This is a genomic window from Paenibacillus sp. CB74, assembly GCF_055687625.1.
Genome location: NZ_CM146009.1, coordinates 6569999 through 6591664, shown reverse-complemented (window position 1 = coordinate 6591664; position 21666 = coordinate 6569999). Strand labels below are relative to the sequence as shown.

Annotated in this window: 18 protein-coding genes and 1 riboswitch; of the genes, 2 read left to right on the top strand and 16 right to left on the bottom strand. The window is 46.9% G+C overall.

Annotated features, from left to right (window positions below; genetic code table 11):
• Nucleotides 1-21: 21 nt before the first annotated feature.
• Nucleotides 22-801: an SDR family oxidoreductase gene (locus ACX9NY_RS29105; RefSeq protein ID WP_472476464.1), complete on the bottom strand. Its 780-nt coding sequence runs from the start codon at nt 799-801 to the stop codon at nt 22-24.
• A 173-nt stretch (nt 802-974) separates the two neighbouring features.
• Between ACX9NY_RS29105 and ACX9NY_RS29100 the strand changes: the two genes are divergently transcribed.
• Nucleotides 975-1973, top strand: coding sequence for a DUF2167 domain-containing protein (locus ACX9NY_RS29100; protein ID WP_472476462.1), 999 nt, complete (start codon nt 975-977; stop codon nt 1971-1973).
• A gap of 191 nt (nt 1974-2164) precedes the next feature.
• Here the strand turns inward: ACX9NY_RS29100 and ACX9NY_RS29095 are convergent, their stop codons facing one another.
• The 6 genes from ACX9NY_RS29095 to ACX9NY_RS29070 form a co-directional block, all read right to left on the bottom strand.
• The gene (locus tag ACX9NY_RS29095; protein ID WP_253440683.1) at nt 2165-3004 is read right to left on the bottom strand and encodes a MetQ/NlpA family ABC transporter substrate-binding protein; all 840 of its coding nucleotides are present in this window, start codon (nt 3002-3004) and stop codon (nt 2165-2167) included.
• Nucleotides 3005-3078: 74 nt separating this feature from the next.
• Nucleotides 3079-3738 carry a methionine ABC transporter permease gene (locus ACX9NY_RS29090; RefSeq protein WP_339237529.1) on the bottom strand — a complete coding sequence of 220 codons (660 nt, stop codon included), beginning with the start codon at nt 3736-3738 and terminating at the stop codon, nt 3079-3081.
• A complete protein-coding gene (locus ACX9NY_RS29085) occupies nt 3739-4773 on the bottom strand; it encodes a methionine ABC transporter ATP-binding protein (RefSeq protein WP_339237530.1) in 1035 nt (344 codons plus the stop codon).
• A gap of 125 nt (nt 4774-4898) precedes the next feature.
• Nucleotides 4899-5040: riboswitch (SAM riboswitch) on the bottom strand.
• Nucleotides 5041-5177: 137 nt separating this feature from the next.
• A complete protein-coding gene (locus tag ACX9NY_RS29080) occupies nt 5178-5894 on the bottom strand; it encodes a Cthe_2314 family HEPN domain-containing protein (protein ID WP_339237532.1) in 717 nt (238 codons plus the stop codon).
• A 189-nt stretch (nt 5895-6083) separates the two neighbouring features.
• Nucleotides 6084-7022, bottom strand: coding sequence for a COX15/CtaA family protein (locus ACX9NY_RS29075; RefSeq protein WP_339237535.1), 939 nt, complete (start codon nt 7020-7022; stop codon nt 6084-6086).
• Nucleotides 7023-7417: 395 nt separating this feature from the next.
• Entirely contained in the window at nt 7418-7762 is a 345-nt protein-coding gene (locus ACX9NY_RS29070) for a thioredoxin family protein (protein ID WP_017692403.1), read from the bottom strand.
• A 142-nt stretch (nt 7763-7904) separates the two neighbouring features.
• Here ACX9NY_RS29070 and ACX9NY_RS29065 point away from each other — a divergent pair, with 142 nt between their 5' ends.
• On the top strand, nt 7905-9191 hold the full coding sequence (locus ACX9NY_RS29065; RefSeq protein ID WP_472476458.1) for a DUF2515 family protein: 1287 nt from the start codon (nt 7905-7907) through the stop codon (nt 9189-9191).
• 222 nt (nt 9192-9413) lie between these two features.
• Here ACX9NY_RS29065 and ACX9NY_RS29060 read toward each other — a convergent pair whose 3' ends face one another.
• The 9 genes from ACX9NY_RS29060 to ACX9NY_RS29020 all read right to left on the bottom strand — a co-directional run bounded on the left by ACX9NY_RS29060 (nt 9414) and on the right by ACX9NY_RS29020 (nt 21606).
• Complete coding sequence (locus ACX9NY_RS29060; RefSeq protein ID WP_339305765.1) at nt 9414-11042, bottom strand: putative polysaccharide biosynthesis protein; 1629 nt, start codon at nt 11040-11042, stop codon at nt 9414-9416.
• A 61-nt stretch (nt 11043-11103) separates the two neighbouring features.
• Nucleotides 11104-11544, bottom strand: coding sequence for a DUF456 domain-containing protein (locus ACX9NY_RS29055; RefSeq protein ID WP_047841365.1), 441 nt, complete (start codon nt 11542-11544; stop codon nt 11104-11106).
• 54 nt (nt 11545-11598) lie between these two features.
• On the bottom strand, nt 11599-12348 hold the full coding sequence (locus tag ACX9NY_RS29050; protein WP_339237542.1) for a Cof-type HAD-IIB family hydrolase: 750 nt from the start codon (nt 12346-12348) through the stop codon (nt 11599-11601).
• Nucleotides 12349-13352: 1004 nt separating this feature from the next.
• Nucleotides 13353-14225, bottom strand: a complete 873-nt coding sequence (locus ACX9NY_RS29045) for a metal ABC transporter permease (protein WP_047841304.1) — start codon at nt 14223-14225, stop codon at nt 13353-13355.
• Nucleotides 14225-15184: a metal ABC transporter permease gene (locus ACX9NY_RS29040; protein ID WP_339237544.1), complete on the bottom strand. Its 960-nt coding sequence runs from the start codon at nt 15182-15184 to the stop codon at nt 14225-14227. Before ACX9NY_RS29040 ends, ACX9NY_RS29045 begins: the two co-directional genes overlap by 1 nt.
• A gap of 3 nt (nt 15185-15187) precedes the next feature.
• Nucleotides 15188-16009 carry a metal ABC transporter ATP-binding protein gene (locus ACX9NY_RS29035; protein WP_253440698.1) on the bottom strand — a complete coding sequence of 274 codons (822 nt, stop codon included), beginning with the start codon at nt 16007-16009 and terminating at the stop codon, nt 15188-15190.
• A 31-nt stretch (nt 16010-16040) separates the two neighbouring features.
• Nucleotides 16041-16985, bottom strand: coding sequence for a metal ABC transporter solute-binding protein, Zn/Mn family (locus tag ACX9NY_RS29030; RefSeq protein WP_339243203.1), 945 nt, complete (start codon nt 16983-16985; stop codon nt 16041-16043).
• Nucleotides 16986-17222: 237 nt separating this feature from the next.
• The gene (locus tag ACX9NY_RS29025) at nt 17223-19199 is read right to left on the bottom strand and encodes a peptidoglycan D,D-transpeptidase FtsI family protein (protein WP_472476454.1); all 1977 of its coding nucleotides are present in this window, start codon (nt 19197-19199) and stop codon (nt 17223-17225) included.
• A gap of 370 nt (nt 19200-19569) precedes the next feature.
• The gene (locus ACX9NY_RS29020; protein ID WP_472476452.1) at nt 19570-21606 is read right to left on the bottom strand and encodes a peptidoglycan D,D-transpeptidase FtsI family protein; all 2037 of its coding nucleotides are present in this window, start codon (nt 21604-21606) and stop codon (nt 19570-19572) included.
• Nucleotides 21607-21666 lie beyond the last annotated feature (60 nt).

Below are 21666 nucleotides of genomic sequence, written 5' to 3'. Positions count from 1 at the left end.
CGTCCAGTCCTATAACTCACCTTAAGTATCCTCACGCTGTATGATCGGACGAATCGGATCAAGCCCTCCAGATACATCCATAATGTTACCTGTTATAAAATCGGAATGATCAAGGCATAGATACGTAATCACTCGTGAGATATCTTCACCGCTGCCAGGACGTCCTCTTGGCGTTTCCTCGTCGGTGATGCCCGCCATTTCATCAATCGTTTTCTCTTTGTTGGCACCACGAATATCTCCCGGGCATACCATGTTGACCGTAATTCCATAAGGAGCTTCCTCAACAGCGAGTGTCTTTGTAAAAGAGACCAGACCTACCTTGGCAGCCGCATATACGGCGCGATGTGGCCAAGATCTCGCTTCTCCAGCATGACTGAAGCCAAAATGGATAATACGTCCCCATTGCTTGCGTCTCATCTCTGGCAATACACGCTGATCCAGCAACATCGGTCCTAGCAGATTTCCCTGCACGAGCATCTGGACCTCGGCTTCAGAATAATCCGCAAATAATCGTCGTTCACGGACAAATGGACCCGCGTTATTCACCAAAATATCAATGCTGCCCAGGTTGTCCTCCACCTGTTCAACCAATGAAGAGATATCTTCTACCTTCGATATATCCGCCTGGATAGCAATGCACCGCACACCCTTGGCTGTAATCTGAGCCCTTAAAGCCTCAGCTTCTGCTCTGCTGTGTACATAGTTGAGGGCAATATGACACCCCTGATCTGCCAGACTGAGGGCCGTCATTTTACCAAGACCTTTGGCACTTCCCGTTATGAGGGCAATCTTTCCCTTCACGTTCATCCCCCTCTTCAAAGAGCAGTCACTATCCAGTATAAAAGATTTATCGTCCTCCTACAACTCGCTTATCTACAAGGGATTATCCACCTTTAATTCCAAATATATCTTGATCGGAATCGAATACCTATGGTACTGTCGAGGATATAACCCGAAAGGACCTCTACTTGAATATGAAGAACAAACGATGGATATCATTTCTTACACTTTTAATGGTGAGTGTATTCACAGTCTCTAGTGCCTTACAGGTATCAGCAGAAAGTGAGACGTATCAATCACCCGATGAGTATGATTGGATTATTGGCCCTGCATCTGTAACGCTCGATGGCAAAGCCACACTGAAAGTCCCTGAAAGTCATTCCTTTCTGGATAAGGCCAATACCCAACGCTCAATACTTAACAGCGGTGGAAAGCCTAACGGGAATGAAATCGGAAGCCTAACCAGCAATAGTGAATACGGCTCGTGGTATGTTGTATTTGAATACGTGAAGACAGGTCATATTCATGATGATGATCAAAATTTGAATGGCGAAGAACTGTTAAGCAGTTATATCCGAGGCACAGAAGAAGAGAACAGAGAGCTCGATCCCGAATACAGAACGTACATAACAGGTTGGGAAATCGAACCGGCATACGATAAGACCAAACATCAGTTGGTCTACTCCCTAGGTTTCAAGAATGCTGATCAGCAAGCCATGGTGAATTACAATGTAAAACTCCTGACACGCGAAGGGTACATCACAGCCATTCTGGTTATCGATACGGCCAACTTTCAACAGAGCCGCCAGGCATTCGAGGAAACCGTCCTTAATCAACTTCACATCAATGCAGGACATACCTACGAGGAATATAATGCATCGACTGACAAAACTTCGACCATAGGGCTCAACAGCCTTCTGATGGGCGGAATCGGGTATACGGCTTCCCAAAAATTTAGCGCTCTTCTTTTGCTCAAAAAAGGATGGGCCTTAATCTTGGTTGTCGTTCTTGGACTAGTCGGCTGGATCAGATACAAAATCAAAAGTTCATACGGAGATGAAGAAAAACTCTCTCCCTCCGAGCGGACGTACCTGCAAGAAGCAGATGAACAGCAGCATGCTGATCAGAATGAATTATCCTACTACCGCCAATCTGGACATCACTCCAATGCTGATACATCAGAGAAACTTTGACCTATGTTGTGACTTATGTTGATCCATGCTTCAGCACAGACTTGGGGAGTGGCTGTTCAAAAATTGCACCTCGCTACAAGCGCTAATAACGCAAAAAGAGGATGTCCTTCCGTCATATTCATGACTTATGGGACATCCTCTTCTTATCAGCTCACGTCAACTCATACATTCAACTCATACATATCGTTAAATTATTCAGTTGCAGGTTCAACTGCACCTTTATAACGCTCTTTGATGAAGGTTTTCACTTCTTCGGAGTGCAGGGCAGCAGCCAGTTTCTGAATTGCATCTGAATCCTTGTTGTCCTCACGAGAAACGAGAATGTTCGCGTACGGGTTACCTTGCAGATCTTCGATCAGCAAGGCATCATTTGCCGGATTCAGGTTCGCTTCAAGCGCATAGTTGGCGTTAATGAATACCAGATCCGCTTCATCCAATTGACGAGGCATCATGGCTGCATCCAGCTCGATGATATCCAGGTTCTTCGGATTGGCTGTGATATCCTGAATCGTAGATGTGATATTTGTATTGTCTTTCAGCGTAATAATGCCTTCCTTCGCGAGCAACAACAGTGCACGTCCACCATTGGATGGGTCATTTGGAATGGCTACTTTTGCGCCATCAGCCAATTCATCCAAAGATTTAATCTTTTTAGAGTATCCGCCAAAAGGTTCAACATGAACAGGTGTTACAGCAACGAGGTTGAAACCACGTTCTTTATTCTCTGTGTCCAAGTAAGGCTGGTGCTGGAAGAAGTTTGCATCCAATTTTTTATCAGCAAGTTGCTGGTTGGGTTGTACATAATCATTGAACGTAACGACTTGCAGACGAATGCCTTGTGCTTCCAGTTCAGGTTTGATGCTTTCCAGAATCTCTGCGTGTGGCGTAGGTGAAGCTCCCACTTTCAATTCAACCGTGCGTGGTGCACCTGCTGAATTGTCTGCACCGCTATCAGCATCCTTGTTGTTCCCGCAAGCTGCGAGAACAGCAATCAACATAAGACTAAGTAGAGCGAATGACCATTTTTTCATGTGTAAAACCCCTTCTCTAATCATTTTTTCATGTGGCGTTTGAATGACTGCACAGCCAACATGTTATCTATGTGTTATTTCCTGGTGAAAAATGTAACTAACCGATCTCCAGCCATCTGGAGAATTTGCACGAGAATAATCATCGACACTACGGATATGATCATGATTTCATTTTGATAACGGAAATATCCGTAGTTGATTGCCAGCGTTCCCAGTCCACCACCACCAACCATGCCCGCCATCGCCGTATAGGAGACAAGCGTAACGATGGTAATGGTTATCCCAGCAACCAGACCAGGTAACGCCTCAGGCAGCAACACCCGTCTTACAATCTGTCCGGTCGATGCCCCCATTGACTGCGCCGCTTCAATTACACCACGGTCAACTTCTCGCAACGTTGTCTCCACCAATCGAGCAAAATAAGGAGCTGCTGAAATAACCAAAGGAGGTATAACACCAAGAACCCCCGTAGCTGTACCGACAAGTATACGAGTGAATGGAATAAGAGCAACAATCAATATGATAAATGGAACTGATCGCAAAATATTTACAATCAAGGACAATATAATGTACACCGTCCGTGACTTGATCGAAGCAGATCGGGCTGTCATAAACAGCAGAACTCCGAGTGGTAAACCAAAGATAACGGTGAATAGGCCTGATACACCCAAAATTTGCAGTGTCTCTATGGAAGCTTTACCAACCTCTTCCCAACGAACTGTTGAAAAATCCATCTAACGAAGCACCTCCACATCAAGTCCCTCAGCGGTCAATTCGGATATCGTCCGATCAATCGCATTGGAATCACCTTCGAACCGAACGGTCAGTTGTCCATAAGGAACCTGTTTGATCGTAGAGATCGTTCCTTGCAGGATGGCAAAATCCACACCCGTCTTACGAACCGTTCTGGACAAAATCGCTTCATATGTTTTGTTCCCCAGAAAGGATATCTTCACAAGTTTCGAAGCAACACCTGCCTGCAATTCAATGCCTGCATTCGCCAGAGCGGTCTCTTCCAGAGCCAGTCCAGCTTCATGGTCACGCATCATGAAGTCCCGCGTAATCGCATGTTGCGGCTTCAGGAACACCTCGGTTACAGGTCCCTGTTCCACAATGCCACCTTGATGAATGACAGCCACCTTATCACAGATGTTTTGAATGACATGCATCTCATGAGTAATCAGCACAATGGTAAGGTTGTACTTTTCGTTAATGTCGAGCAATAACTTCAGAATTGAATTTGTCGTCTGCGGATCAAGCGCTGAAGTAGCCTCATCACAGAGAAGTACATTCGGATCACTCGCAAGTGCTCTCGCAATCCCCACACGTTGTTTCTGTCCACCTGATAATTGAGCTGGATATTTGTTGCTATGGTTCTCCAGACCAACGAGATTGAGCATTTCCTTCACTTTGCGATCAATGGCATCCTTGGGTGTATTCACAAGCTTTAGTGGAAAAGCCACATTATCATATACCGTTGCAGAGGATAACAGATTGAAGTGTTGAAAAATCATCCCGATTTTGCGTCTCTGTTGCTGCAATTCGGTTTTGCTCAGTTCAGTCAGATTGATCCCGTCAACCCATACTTCACCCTCCGTAGGCCGCTCCAGCAAATTAATACAGCGAATCAGTGTACTTTTACCCGCTCCGGAATGGCCAATAACGCCGTAGATTTCACCCTTTTGGATGTTCAAATTCAGCTCGGATAACGCTGTTGTAGACTTTTTTCCTTTGCCGTACGTTTTGGTTAATCCTTTTAATTCAATCAATCGCACTTGCCCCTTTCCAACCACCTACATGTATCTTTACCCGATCTAAAGGAAAACTCCCCTTAAAGTACAAAAAAGAGCCCTTTGCAGAAACAAAGAGGGCTCTTCACGTGAAAGAATATACCTTCTCATCTGCCAAAATCGTGCCTTGCACCATTTTGTAGGAATTAGCACCTAACATCTATAACGAATGATACATGTATCATGTCATTACAAATCGGTTGCCGGGCTTCATCGGGCCTGTCCCTCCGCCGCTCTCGATAAGAAATATGTTATTGTAGGATTTTATAAGTTCATGTAGTTCATGCTTTATAATGTGAATGTAAATTTTGAGATGATCTGTTCATTCTTTGTCATTGCAACACTCTAATTGAAACTCAGTATATTCCAAGTATTCCGATTTGTCAAAGGGAATTATTTCTTTGCCATATTTTATTGATATAACGATAAGAGGCTGTTAACGTTTCACAGACCATATCCACGCCCTGACGCATTTCCTGCACATGCTGATTCAGATCCTCCAGCTTCACCTTACCTTGCAAGGTCTGGTGTAACTGCCACAAGTCATCGTGCATTTCCGAGTTCATGTAGTGAATTTCCATATTACGTCGTTTGCGCAGCTTGCTCATCGGCTCCCGATATGAGTCCTTGATCTGAATTAATTTCAATGCAAGATCATGATGCTCCCTCGCAAAATCGAACTGCCTTAACACCGTAAAATAAGAAAAATGCGCTTTTGTATTTGAAGTATTCAGCTGGAATATTTCATTCAATACGGTCCCGACTTTATCCAAAATGGCAAAGCAGCGGATGAAGCCATCTTTGTAGAAATACACATATCGGGCATACTCAGCTTTTTCAGTCGGCGTCATGTCGTCCGTTGAGCCTGCAACGACCTTTTTGCGAAAATGAGCTGCAGCGAAGCTGCTTTGCTCCAGTTCATCCAGTGAGGAGATGAGTCCCTGAGTCCACACATACAGTTTCCGATAGTCATGCGTGGGATCATGATCCACATGCATTTGCCGCTGAAAGAGCTCAAGTGTATGCGCCATGGAGTCCATCGCTTCCTTCAATTTACCTTCGTTTATACGCGGTTTTTCCCCCAACAACGTTCGCAGCATATTTAACCTCCTCTTTTCCGAATCAACATTTCATCACCGTAACACTTCATCCATTCCGTAATTGCTGCTTGCCATAGGTTGCCCTGATCCCCCTGACATCAAACAAAGTCCACCTGTCCAAAGATGTACATCACTGGATGGTGGACTTTCATATTAGGCCGAGTACCTTCAAGAGAACTGTATCTGTATCTAGAACCGATTAACCGGTCGATGCAGCTTGTACACCAGGAAACTCATATACGTTAAAACTCCGAACAATATGGCGATATCCAGCATATGAGCGAGAGCTACGAACATGTATACTTCCGGACGGTTCATTGTCACCATCATGAAAATACCAATCACGACTTGCATCAGGATGAGAACAACGGATACCACGCCAAGGGTACGCATTTCCTTGTTGTCCGGATGATTACGGTAAGCGAAATGACCCAGAATTGCAATAACAATAACGAGCGACGCTGCTGCTGCACGGTGAGCAAAAGCAACCGCTACCCCTCCTGAAAGCTCAGGGATAATCTGCCCGTTACAGAGCGGAAATCCGGAACATCCGCCAGCAGAATTCGTGTGGCTCACAAATGCACCCGTGTATACCACGAGATATGTGTAAATGGTGGAGAACCAGACCAGATTCCTGAATTTTTTGCTCACCCGAGGGTATTTATTCAGGCGCTCCAATCCGCCATCTTTTGCCTCCTGCCTTATGCCCAGCGCCATCATCAGGGAACTGGCAAAAGCAATCAGTGCAAAGCCGAAATGCAGTGCCATGACTGCTGAAGATTGGGAGAAGACAACGGCAAAAGCCCCCATGATCCCCTGCACGATAACAAATACCAGGGTTAAGAAAGAGAACAATTGCAGGTCACGACGTGACTTGCCAAACAGCAGAAAAGCAACAAACGAGGCAATGGACAACAATCCAGCCAGTGCGCTTACAGCGCGATGGGAATATTCAATAAGTGAAGCCACAGTATGTGCCGGAACGAGTTTCCCGTTACATAAAGGCCATTCCGTTCCGCAGCCAAGGCCCGATTCCGTTTTGGTTACGATGCCTCCACCAAAAGTGGCCAGAAACATGACAAGACAGGTTAATACGGTTAACCATTTAAATAAAGTTAAGTGTTTCAATTTTTTCTCACCCGCTGTTGGTTTAAGATGGCGAAGAATATCCTTCGCTTGTTTCGATACTTTGACACTTATTTCACAACTAAATTCATTATACCGGATAAAATGTTCATTGACGTCCGCGCTTTGTGACAAAATGTTAACGTCTGATGAAATAATGACCCATAGGTCACTGGGGATATGTACATCAAATTTCTAACATAAAACATGTCGAACACACAAACGCCATTTCCCTATTTCAAGAGAAATGGCGTTTCATCTAGTATACCCTTTTACAGCATGAACCTGTCATACTTTTATATAAGTTCAATGAAACATTTACACAATAACAGCGATCAAAAGGTTATTCTGTCATCGGAGTGTTTGTGTAGATATTCATCATTTGAACGTATATAACATTATTTATGGATCGTATTGTACACTTCAACTGCGCGATCCAGGAACTGCTCAATCTCTTCTCTCGACTTGCGCAGCTTGTTCACGTACCGTACGAGTTCGCGCCCATCTGTATACGCCACAAAGCTCGGAATGCCAAGAATATTCTGCTCTTCACTAACCGTCCCAACCTGATCCACGTCGACCTCAATCAATGTCAGTTCACGTGCATATTTCTCTTCAACCTCAGGCATAAACGGATCGATGTATTTGCAGTCACCACACCAGTCTGCCTTGAATACGGCAATCGTCAAACGTGGGGATTGGATGGCTACATCAAAAGCCGGTTTGGAAGTAATCTGTTCCATTCGGTTCATCTCCCTTTCTGTACCTTGTCTTATCCTAAGTGAAGCAAATTGGCGAGTGGAAGTCAAATAATCAGCGCATACTTAGAATAAACCACATGGTCTGTGAATTTAAACCCAGAACATCATGAAAGGATGTCACATCATGACTTCCACCAGAACCGATTCTTCCAGCGAACAGCATCACGGATCCCTCTTGCAGATTGTCCGTTCCATTCCGGGTGCTGCCCGGGAAATCTGGCGTGGCAAACAGGCTGCATGGCAAGCCTCAGCACAGCTTCGTCACCCATTGCGTGACATCGAGTGGGATACCGATACGGCAGCTGCCATACAGTCTGAGATAGAGCGTCTGTTACCTGCCAGCAGCAAGTCTTTTGCACGCGCGGACCAGGTTCAAAGCGCACTCGTCTGTGAAGAAGATTGCATCATTCTGGAAGAGATAAAGACACTGACCCAGGAGCATAACCGAAGTAATGTTACCCGCACGTCAGCCTATCTGGAATGTTATGAGCAATACCCTGAACTGCATTGGGCTCTGCTGGCCCATATGGTCTCTCGCAACGGCGGATATCACATGACAGATCTTCAGAGTGACTTAATGCATAATCTGCAGAATCAGAGCGATCGCGAGCATATGTATCGGCTGCTGGAGCGATGCAATGCACTCATTTTCCAGGATGCATATCCCCAGCTACAGCTATATATGAACAGTCGCCGGATTGGACGAAGCTGTTTCCATCTCTTGTCACACTTTCACGTATCTGCGTTTATGACGCCGTTTTGGGAACGCTTTTGGCTGGAACGGTGCAGTTCACTGCTTAGTGTGGCATTAATTATTAATGAGCAGAATTATATCGAGAGCCGGGTCGTGCAGCATCCTTATTTTCAAAAAGAAGTACTCTCCAAACCTGCATTCCATCTGCATAATTTGGCGGGGCTTAATCATATCGTCTTTCCTCTTGGTCGGGGAGCAGGCCTCGCGGGACGCGTCATTGAACATTTTGGCAAGTTGGATGAGCGGATCATGTTTGGCAAAGGCCTATATGCTCTGTTGTTTGGGGTGGAGCAAGTCCACACACAAGTGTTGGCGTTCGCACGTTCGGTTCCCCATCGTGGTTCACGGGCCGAATATTGGCCTGGCCTGTTTACCCATCGTGAAGAAGAGGCAGGTGATCATACATTATACGCGCAAGCGCTACTTGATGAAGAATGGCTTCCAGAAGGGCAACGATTATATAGTCCGGAACTGCTATCCGTATGGGGCGACACGCCTTATGAACCGATTACCAGACAAGACTGGCTTCAGACTCGGGATTGTCTCGGTTATCTAACAGCACCGCGCCGGCCATGGCTGTTTGAGATGAGTCACGAACATCGGTATGGCATGTTGAAAACAGCACTGGCTCATGATGCGAAAGCCATCACACACTAATGCTGAAGATCATATGGAACAGGTAAAGCCGGATGATGTGAATTTCCCAATGTACCGCTAATTCTCGCTTGCTGGGCTAATATTCAACGCAGTCACGCAGCTCGCCTTCGCGATACAAAAAGCCCTGTCCGCTTAACAGCAGACAGAGCTTTTATCCATGAACTTTTATCATTTATCCGATGTTCACAACATATTGGAGCTTGAATGATGCTCCGTGTATTCTTAACCTCTTTGCCCGGCTCCACGTTGAAGACGCATAAGTGGACGGAGAATTTTTTGCAGAATACGGGGGTAACTGCCCAGCTCGTCCTTGCGTAATACACGCAGCACAACCATGAGAACCAGATACACCACCACAACAAGCACACCAACCACAAGGCAGGTAAGCAAGAAGGATACACGCGCTGGCAGGAACAGTCCAAAGATCGTATTCCCAATCCAGTTCGTTGCAAATCCTACACCTGCTGCAAGCAACACTGTAATGATAAAACCTTTCCAACGATCTCCCATAATGGAGAAATCAACGATTTTGCGAAGGACCCGCAGATTCAGGTACGTGATCACCAGGAAACAAAGGGCCGTTGCAATAATGATGCCGTAAATGCCAAAGATCGGCGCCAGAATCAGACTTGCGATCAGTTTGACTACAACACCTGCTGCCACACTAATCATCGTAATCCGCGGTTTCCCTACCCCAAGCAAAATGGAGTTGGTGGTCATCATCGTAATCTGGAAAATAGTACCGAATGTCAGCAAGGCAATAATCGGCGTTCCATCCAGATTGGTAAACAGCAATCCGTTGACCGAATACGCTGCTGCACAAAGTGCAATGACAATCGGCATACCTGTTAGAATCGAAATACGCATCGCAAGTGTAACCTGACTCTTCAGATGCGCTTCATCCTTGCGGGCAAATGCTGCCGAGATAACAGGCACCAACGATTGACTTAAAGCGATCGCCAGAATCGGAGGGATACCCGCAATACTTTGGGCCTTAGCTCCCAAGATCGCAAGAACGCCTGTCGCTTCTTCGAGTCCAATCTGGCCACTGAGCAGCGGAACCACAAGGGATGAATCGATGAAGTTAATGGCTGGAACTGCAAGTGAGGACAGCACAATGGGAATAGACAGCTTGAAGATATCGCTGTAGATACCTCGCATCGGTAGCTGCTTTGCAGGCTCGTAATTCAATTGGGCCGCACGGTCGCTACGACGCAGCTTCAAGGTGAAGTACAGCATGACACCAAAGGCACCCACACTTCCTAATACCCCACCAAATGAGGCACCCGCAGCAATCGTTTGATCATCATAATTCCATTGCAGCATGACATAAGCCACGATAATAGCTGTACCTACACGGGCGAACTGTTCCACAATCTGCGAAATACCACCCGCTGTCATGTTCCCTCTTCCCTGGAAATATCCACGCATCATTGCAATGGCCGGGAACAGCAGCAAGGCTGGAGCCAAGGCGCGAATGGCGCTGACCGATGCCGGTACTTTGGAGACATACGTGGCATAATAAGGTGCAGCGAACCACAATAAAGCAGACATGACTACCCCGGCGACAGCCGCAAAGATCAGGGCTGCACGGTAAATCTGTTGGGCTTCACCCGCGCGTCCGAGTGCATAGCGTTCCGATACCATTTTGCTAAGTGTACTCGGTATGCCCGCCGTTGCTACAGTTAACAGCATTAAATATACCGTATTGGAGATGGTGAACGATGCGTTACCGACATCTCCGAGGATATGCTCCAGCGGCACCCGTTGAACCAACCCGAGTACTCTCGCGATTAGCGCAGCGGCTGCCAGAATGAGCGTACCCCTAATGAATGTTTCTTTCTTAGACAAACGAATTCCCCTTCTTTCCTCCACACCGGACGTGCATCCCGTTGAAGCTAATCCTGAACGTTTAGGCGAATCTAACCACCCAGATAATAAAGAGAACAATCATGACGATTTGCAAAATAATTTTCATCACAGTACTCGTAAATAGTCCCACGACGGAACCAAATCCAACTTTCGATGCTTTGGAAGGTGAAGACCCACCGATCAATTCCCCAATAAAAGCACCGATAAATGGTCCCAACACCAGTCCGAATGCCGGAATGACAAATGGGCCAATGATAACACCAATGGTACTCAGCGTGGTCGATAACTTGGAGCCACCGAACTTCTTCACACCCCATGCGCTGACGACATAATCAGCCACAAACAACACAACCACAATCAGAATCTGGATGATCCAGAACCACACACCGAACGGATCAAAACTGAAGAACCAGCCGTAGACCAGAAACGCGAAGAAAATCGCTACAGCACCAGGCAGTATGGGATATACCGTTCCGGCCATCCCCACTGCAAACAGCAGCACAATTAAAATCCAGGCAACGGTTGCGAGCAAAGGTTACTCCCCCTTCAAAATATGTTCACGAATCACTTCGACGATGCCGTCTTCATTGTTACTCGCTACAATCAGATCAGCCGCTTCCTTCACCTGCTCTTGCGCATTACCCATAGCTACACCCAAACCTACCGCCTCAATGACAGCCAGATCGTTCAAGCTGTCTCCGACAGCAACAACTTCGGACATCTCGATGCCCAGCAGCTTGCAGACTTCCGCTACACCACTAGCTTTGGATATACCTGCAGGGTTGATCTCAATATTAACGGGTGAGGAATTCGTCATTTGCAGACCACCCATTTGTTGCAGTTCCATCATAATCTGGTGACGAACTTCATCCACTTCGGTATTGAAGCCGAATTTCAACCATTCCAGACCTTCAATATTGTCCGTCCAGCGATCACGGTTGAACAGCTCTTCCACGGAGTATGCCCAGTACCAGCTGTTATATTTCTCACCGATCTCCTGCATTCTGCGAATCAATGCCGGGTCCATCAGATGACGCATATGCAGATCATGCGGAGCTTTCCAGACCTCACTGCCGTTAACGGTAACCATTGGTGTCTCCAGCCCAAGCTGCACCGCATAAGGCATCGCGTGGAATACGGCTCTTCCCGTGGATAGGCACACATGTACCCCCCGACGAATAGCAATCTGAATCCACTTGGCGGTCTCCTGCGTAATTTCATGATTATCATTAAGCAATGTTCCATCCATATCCAATGCAAGCAATTTGTATTTCAGTTCACTCATACAGTAGTTCCTCCCTAGGTTGTCTCTCTCTCCAAGTTGAACTCATGGATATCCATTCAGGCACTACGCGGGCAGAAAACCTTTCGAGTCGTAGTATCTTTGTTTTAGAATTACCTTTTTCTTTAGTGTATTGAGATTATACGAGGTAACCGTTACGTGTACGGATCGTCTTCCGATCGCTTTGTCTCCAAATTTTCTAGATTCTCTCTTCTTAAGGGTTAGAAATTCGGAGACAGCGTATGCTTTCGAAGCAGCTTTCATGCAGAAAGCTTTCAGGCGCACGCTATCGCTTCTTCAGATTGATTCCGCCCCCTTCACTACATCACCTTTGTATTTAGAGCTCATAACACCTACCATCAAGAAGGAAATTCATAAACAAATTTCCCTTCTCTAGATCCTTTCTGCCATCTCAGTTCCACATTGGTTCTCCAGTTCAACTTGAAGGTTCTCTTTATCTATTGGTAAACATTCTTTCACAACAAGATCGCCCGGCACCCGTAAAAACGGACGCTCCGGACGTCACAGCTAACGACATTTTACCACAGATCATCTGTATGCAACAAAATAACCCGTAATCGGCAGTATGACGCTACAATATCATTTTATATTGTATATCTTATATCCGGTTGCCCTTTTCGAAGTCATACGTCCAGACACGTAGAAAGGGGCTGTCTCAGAAGGAACGCCGCCTCGCTCCAAGTGCTAACGAACCTACCGCACCTTAAAAGGCGCATCATCAACGGTTGCAAGATTTAACGAACCTCACTAACGCTATTTCGTCATAACAGGGCTTCCCAACCTATAAAAACCAGTAAATCGACGAAATAGCTTTTCTATAGTTCGTTAGTTCTCAGATCTGGGCAAATGGGAGCGAATAGCGTGTATCAGGTTCATTAAAACAAAATAACACTAAATGAGGATGTCCCTCGTCATATTCATGACTTATGGGACACCCTCATTGTTATAATTTTGTTTATTCACCTATAATTCAATTTAAACTTTAATTACCGTGCTGCGAATTTGCGACGAGCGTAACGGAATACGATGCCATGTTTCGGGGACAGCAGCAGTGCGAGAACAAACAAAATCCCAGCTACTGCCACCATGCAGCCCGCGATGGAAGCATCCAGGGCGTATGCCATGATGTAACCTCCAACCGAGGAAGCTGCTCCGATCAAGACGGCATACAGAATCATTTTGCCCAGACGATCTGTGAGCAGGTACGCCGTCGCCGCAGGTACAATCAGCATGCCCACCACGAGAATTGAACCCACACTTTCAAATGAAGCTACGGATGTCATGGAAACGAGTCCCATGAGCAGATAGTGGAACAGCACTACTGGAATGCCACAGGCAGCAGCCAGCGCCGGATCGAAGGCACATAGCTTGAACTGTTTGTAGAACAGCCCAATGACGACGAGGATAACGAGTAACGTGATACCAAGCATCCAGACTGCCCTCGGCCCCACATCTGTGCCCCCAAGGGTTAGCGTATCCCACTGCACATAAGCGATCTCGCCGAACAAGACACAGTCCAGATCCAGATCGATGTGCTGAGCGTTTAGACTAATCAGAATGACGCCTACTGCGAAGAGTGCTGTGAACACAATTCCGATGGAGGCATCTGACGAGAGTCCACCCGCCTGCAAACTCTGTATGAAGAATACCGTCAGTAGACCAAACACGGTGGCACCGAGCAGCATCCATAACGAATCTCTGGAACCGCTCCACAGGAAAGCAATCGCAATACCAGGGAGAACCGCATGGCTGATCGCATCACCGACCAGAGCCATTCGCCGCAGGATCAGAAAACAACCGAGGATGGCGCAGGCAGAAGAAACCAGTACGGCCGTCAAGATAATCCAAAATGTTGCCATTACATCTCCCCCCGTTCCTGCTGATTCCGCTGTGTGGCGAGAGTCTGAAGTGTAGCCCGCTCTTCACGCATATATGCGGACTTCGCCTGAATACTACGTAACCGCCTGGCTAATAATCCACGACGCGGTGCGAGCAAGGCTGATCCGGCAAACAACACCGTAGCCGCAAGAACGGTTACAGGTCCTGTCGGCAGATTAGGTACAAGCGTGCTGAAGATGGTTCCTGTTGCTCCACTCAATGCACCAAATATGCCTGCCAACACCACCATCAGTGCGAGTGAGTCGGTCCAGCAACGTGCCGCTGCTGCCGGAGTTACCAGCAAGGCTGCAACAAGCACCACACCAACGGCCTGAATCCCGGCCACCACCGCGATCACCGTCAAGAGCAGGATGAGCTGCTCTAACATGGCTACTGGCAGTCCCATACCTCGTGCAAATCCCGGGTCAAAACTCACCAGTTTGAATTCCTTGAACCAGGCCAGACAGGCAATCAGCAATACGAGACATACACCACCCATGACATACACATCCGTCATGACCATGGATGCCGCCTGCCCAAACAAATATTTATCAAGTCCGCTTTGGCTTCCGCTCGCTCCATGCTGGATGCGCGTCAGCATCACTACACCAATCCCAAAAAATACGGTCAACACAATGCCCATCGCCGCATCCTGTTTGATCCGGGAGTAGCGTGTAATCCACGAAATTCCGAAGGTAGCAACGATACCGGCCACCAGAGCACCGAACAGGAATAACCCTACAGACTTCGTTTCCGTTAACATAAATGCAATACAGATCCCAGGCAGAGCAGCATGAGCAAGGGTGTCCCCCATCAGACTCTGCTTACGAAGGAAGGTGAAGGAGCCAATAATTCCACTACTGAATCCGAGCAACAGACAGCCAAGCAATATCCAACGGGTATTGGGGTCGGACAAGATGGCAATGATCCAGTTCCACATGTACTACACCTGGCCTTTCTCCGTCCGGCTTCCGATCATGGCAATCCGGCCTCCGTACGTCTCTTGCAGTGTATCTGGTACAAATACTTCACTTGTCGGTCCGCCAGCCACCAGTCGTCCATTGAGCAGCAGCACATGGTCGAAGTATTCCTCGACTGTCGCCAGATCATGGTGAACGACAAGTACCGTCTTGCCTTGTTTCTTCAACTGCTCCAACAGGGAAATGATCGCTTTCTCCGTGGTGGCATCCACACCTGCAAACGGCTCATCCATGAAATACAGATCTGCGTCTTGCACGAGTGCCCGCGCCAGAAAGACACGTTGCTGCTGTCCACCCGACAGCTGGCTGATCTGCCGGTACATGTAATCGCCCATGCCGACTTGTTCCAGGCAGTGTGCTGCCAGGTCCCGCTCCTTTTTCCCCGGACGACGGAACCAGCCCAGATGACCATACCGTCCCATCATGACTACATCGAGTGCATGCGTAGGGAAATCCCAGTCGACCGATTCCCGTTGGGGTACATAACCGATGCGACGACGTTGTTCCCGGTACGATTGTCCGAAGATCCGTACCTCACCATGCATCTTCGGTACCAGTCCCAGAACGGCTTTGATCAGGGTTGATTTTCCGGCACCATTCGGTCCGAGTATTCCGATAAGCTGCCCTTCAGGGATATCGAAGGATACGCTGCTAAGCACCGGCTTTTTGTGATAGGCCACGGCCAGATCCCTCACACTAAGAGGAGCCGACGTAGGCAGCGTTCCCTGCAAGTGGCTGTTGTTCAGATTCGTAGGAGTTTGTTCCGATAAAGTTGTATCATTCATAATCCTGTAACTCCTCTCTTCATAGGATTCATTATTTCAGGGCTTCTACAATCGTCTCAACATTGTGGCGAATCATACCGATGTATGTGCCTTCTTCCGTTCCTTCAGCCCCCATGGCATCCGAGAACAGTTCTCCACCAATGTTCACTGTATGCCCTTTTTGAGCTGCTCCGGCAATAATGGCTTCCATCGCTTTGGCAGGCACACTTGATTCAACAAAAACGGCTTTGATATGGTTATCCACGAGATAATCCCTCAGTTCGCTAACATCTTTTGCACCGTATTCGGCTGCTGTACTAATGCCCTGAAGCCCCATCACTTTCATGCCATAAGCTTGACCGAAATACCCAAATGCATCATGTGCCGTGACCAATACCCGGCTTGCTTCCGGAATCTCCAGAATCTTCTCACGTACCTCGGTATCCAGATCTTTGAGCTTCGCCAGGTATGCCTCTGCCTGAGCCTTGTATTCTTCCGCATGATCCGGGTCCGCCTCCACGAGTGTATCGCGTACAGCTTCTGTCGCATGCATCCAGTGGCTGACGTTAAACCAGACGTGTGGGTCATATTCGGTGCCGCCTGTATCTTTGCCTGAGTGTAACTCCTCGACTGGAATGGTCTCTGTAACGGCTGTAACCAGCTTGCTTGAGGACATTTTCTCCAAAATGTCTGTCATTTTGCCTTCGAGATGCAGTCCATTATAGAAAATGACTTTTGCTTGTTCCAGCTTGCGAATATCACCTTGGGATGCCTTGTACAAGTGGGGGTCAACGCCCGGGCCCATGAGCCCGGTAACCTCAACATATGCTCCGCCTACCTCACGTGCTACGTCAGCGATCATGCCCGTTGTAGCGGTTACTTGCAGCTTGCCGTCGTTGCTCGTCTCCGCATCACTTGAACATGCTGAAAGTACGACAACCAGCACCAGAACCGCTAGCGTGATGACTCCCCTCTGAATACTCCTCATCTTCACCATTAACAATTCAATCGTCCCCTTTCCCTCTCCTAAAAGTATTGTCCACATCTAATTTTGTTGTACAAGGTATTAAGTTTTAATCAAGACTAATAATGTTTCCCTTGTGCAAATTTTATCCGAAGCCAAAAAAAAAGGCAAGGGATTATTTCCCCTGCCTGTCCTCATATACATTTAATTCACTTCATGAACCTTTTGGTTACAATGCTAAAAGAGCTGATTCCCGCGATGTTCTTTGCGTTACTCTTTGTCTTTTGCTTCGTCTTTTTTCCCTTTTGGTGTTCCGTCAAGACCGTACACTTCATCGTATGCATCGAAGATTTTCCGTGCAATCGGCGACGCACTGACTGACCCGAACCCACCTTCAGGTACAACAACAGCTACAGCAAGCTTTGGATTATCTCGTGGTGCAAAGGCGATAAATACACCATTCTCTTTTTTGTTCGGTCCGGTCCCCTGCTCTGACGTTCCTGTTTTCCGAGCAAAATCGTAAGGGAAACCGTCAAATGAACTTACTTTGGTAACCATTCCTTTATGCACTTCATTCCAGTGCGCATCGGCAAAATCAACTTCATTGAGTACTTTAGGTTTGATCTCCTTCACTACATTGCCGTCCGCGTCACGGATTTCCTTCACTAAGTGAGGCTCCATCCGTTTGCCCTTATTGGCAAGCATGGTCGTGTATTGGGCGAGTTGCATCGTGGTATACTTGGCTTGCTGACCAAATGAGGCAAACGCCAAACGTGTTAGAGCTGATTCGTCTTCATTATTATATTCTAGCCTACCCAGAAATTCATTAGGCAGATCTACACCAGTGGACACACCCAAGCCAAATTCCTTCATGTGTTTGTCCCAGATATCAATTCCTTTATCCGAGCCATATTTGCTTAACAAACGTTTACCTACCATATCGATCATAAACGCATTGGAGGATTTCTCGATCGCTCTTCTCGCCGTAATAGAACCATTATAAGCAGAATGCGAGTTCTTTACTTGTCGTCCATCTTTCCCCAGAATGGCATATCCCTGATCATGATAGGTCTGTCCTGCTGTAAATAATCCCTCTTTCAATCCAATCAGCACACTTAGCGGTTTGATTACCGATCCAAGAAGTACTACGGATTCCGCACGACTAGGCTTGGCATCATTCGGTGGGAACGACTCGGTGGTTCCGTTTCGAAACACATACTTGATTTTGTCATAATCCCAATCGTTCGGATCATAATCCGGCATACTCGCCATCGCTACCACATTTCCCGTATCCACTTCCATGGCTACTGCATATCCCGTAATTGCCTTCGGGAGTCTGCGCAGTTCGTCCGTTATCGCCTCTTGGGCGGCCATCTGAATTTCCTTGTTGATGGTGGAAACCAGACTGTAACCTTTCTCCGGTGGAGTCTGTAGCATCGTTCCATCCGGCAGATTACGTGCGTCAATATCAATGGACTGATATCCGCTTCGTCCACGGAGTTCTTCCTGATATTGCAGCTCGAGCCCATCAAAGCCAACCTTCTCCTCCTCATGGTACACAAGACCAGGATCACGTTGGTTACTTGCCCCCTCGCGGATGGCTTTATATTTGGCAATGGAATCTGGTGCCCGTTTAAACTCTCGTGTGTAACCCACAATCTGAACGGCTACACCATCCGGGTCATATTTCCGTATGTTTTCTTCCAGCACCATAACGCCCGGATACTCCGCTTTTTTCTCCATGAAAAAGGCAATCTCTTTGGTCGATAGATCAGACTTCACCAGCCTCGGCACATATCCAAACGTTTTCTGGTAGTCCAGATCCAATCGTTTGATGATCTCTTCTGCATCCGGCTGCTCCTTGTCCCCTGGATTAAACTGCTTAAACACAGCCGCCAGATCATGAGCCAGTTCCTCTGCTTCCTGTCTACGTTCATCGTTCCGATAATCCTCATATAACAGCACATACAGGGACTGTACAGGTTCTGAATAAGCGAGCGCGACTTCCCCTGTCGCATCATAGATGGGACCGCGAACAGGTGCGAGTGGAATGTCTTTGGTATTACGACTCGTTTCCATATACGTCAGTTCAGGACCCTCCACAAACTGCACAAAGGCTAATCTGAAAATAAGAATACTGAATATGACAAATGCCGCGAAAAAAAACAGATTCAGCCTTGCGGTGGAAGGCTTGTTGACGGGTGTATCTTCCTCAGTCATGGGTTTCTTCCTCAATCGGTTAAACATGTTTTAAGCCTCTCCCGTTCCTCTATAAAAATAAAAATATTTAATCTGTCTTGTGAACGTGTTCAATCCCCTATTTAATCCTATCTCATACAAGTCTACCAAAAGATAGCTGTCACGTCTTTCAATTTTTGGTTACATTTTCGTAAACAGAAACGTACACTACCCAATCTATTGATTTCAATGTAAACACTGACATATCAACGTTTGTCCCGTTCTCCAGATCGCGTTTACCCTTCCCTTATATAAACGTGGTACAGCTCATATGGTTACATATTAATGCAACTAAATAGTTCACTCTTACGATCCATTCTCCTTGTAAAAACAAAAAAGAGGACCCACGAAGGGTCCTCTCTGTAACCAGCGCTGCACATCACTGTGTGCCTGATTCCGATTCTGAATCTTTATTTTTGTCCTTTTTCGGTACACCATCAAGACCGAATTCCTCGTCATAGGCATCGAAGATCGCACGTGCAACCGGAGCCGCACTGCTCGAACCAAAGCCCCCTTCGGGGATAACCACAGCGACAGCAAGCTTCGGATTATTACGTGGTGCATAGGCGATAAATACCCCGTTATCCACCAGTTTACCGCCGACGAGTTGCGTCGATGTACCTGTTTTTCTGGCAAAATCATACGGGAAGCCACTAAATGCCGAAACTTCGGTGGCCATGCCTCGTTGCACCTCGTTCCAGTAGGCGTCGTTAAAATCTACCGTGCTGAGTACCTTCGGTTTAACTTTCTCAACCACATTACCTTCCGAATCCCGGAACTCGTTAACCAATTGCGGTTCCATCCGTTTTCCTTTGTTCGCAAGCATCGTGGTGTACTGTGCCAACTGCATGGTTGTATATTTTCCTTGCTGACCAAAGGAGGCATACACAAGTTTAGTGAGGGAGCTCTCTTCACTTCGGATATACTCCAAATAACCAGGATATTCATTCGGCAGATCAACTTCCGTCTTCACGCCAAGCCCAAACTGCTTCATGTATTTATCCCATACGTTGATACCTTCTGCACCATACTGCGAATACAGCTTCTTTCCGATCTCGTCGATCATGAACACGTTCGAGGAATGACGAATCGCATCATGCGGACGCATCGCACCGTACACATGCCCTGATGAGTTCTGCACTCTACGGTTGTCTCCACCAAAGGTCGTTGAACCTCTATCCTGATAAACGGTATTGGTCGTAAAGAAACCCTCTTTCAAACCAATCAATACACTCAGCGGTTTGATCGTGGAACCGAGCAAGACTACAGACTCAGCCCGCTTGCCTGTATCATCTGGCGGGAAGCCTCGGATCGTACCATTTTGATAGATATATTTTATTTTATCGTAATCTTCATTGCTTATACCGCCAGTTCTCCATACGTTAGTATCATAATCCGGCATACTGGCCGCAGAAACAATTTTCCCAGTATCCACTTCCATAGCAACCGCAAAGCCTGTTTTGGCGTTCGGGTGTAATTTACCCGACACTGGGTTCCGATGAAGCCAACTCAACTGATCCAGAATGGCCTGTTCTGTTTTCACCTGAACGTTCTTGTTAATGCTGGAAATCAGGTCGTAACCTTTCTCCGGCGGGGTAGAACCAGCCACACCTTCAGGCAAGTTACGCAAATCAACATCAACGGATGTATATCCGCTTTTGCCGCGGAGAGCATCCTGATATTGCAGCTCAAGTCCATCAAAACCTACAAATTCATTTTCCGTATACACCAGGCCCGGGTCCGTTTGCGTTTTGTTGGCCTCGTCCACTTCTTTGTATTTATTCAAAGTTTTCGAACTTTTAAATTTCTTCAGATAACCGATCGTCTGAACTGCTACCGTATCCGGATCATAGAACCGTACACTCTCCTCGACGATCTGAATACCTTTGAACTCGTCCTTGTGCTGAAGGAAATAAGCGACTTCTCCCTCGGAAAGATCACTCTTGATCAGGCGTGGCATAAAACCGTTCGCTTTGCGGGAGTTCAAGTCCATCTCTTCAATGATCTGTTCCACTGTAAGTGACTCTGAATCCTTCGATTTGTACTGTTCAAACACATCATGCAATCGGGTTGCAATATCCTGCACTTCCCCTATGTTAGGACTCGGTTTCCCATCAACATCCCCATAATTCTTATACAGCGTCAGGTATAGAGACTGAATGGGCTTGGAGTAAGCCAATTTCACCTCACCAGTAGAATCATAGATCGTACCTCTCACAGGAGGAAGCGGTACATCCTTGGTAATGTTACTTGCTTCTTCCTGACTGAGTTCAGGCCCTTCGACAAATTGCAAAAAAGCCAAACGTACAATAATAACGCTAAAAATAACAAAGGAAGCGAAGAAAAATACGTTCATTCGGTAACTGAATCGCCGTTTGTCTGTAAGTTCATCCTTCTCATTGGAATGCTTTTTCATCCATCCTACCTCTTTCATGACTTGATGCATACCGCTCAAACTGATTCTTTCCGGCATGAT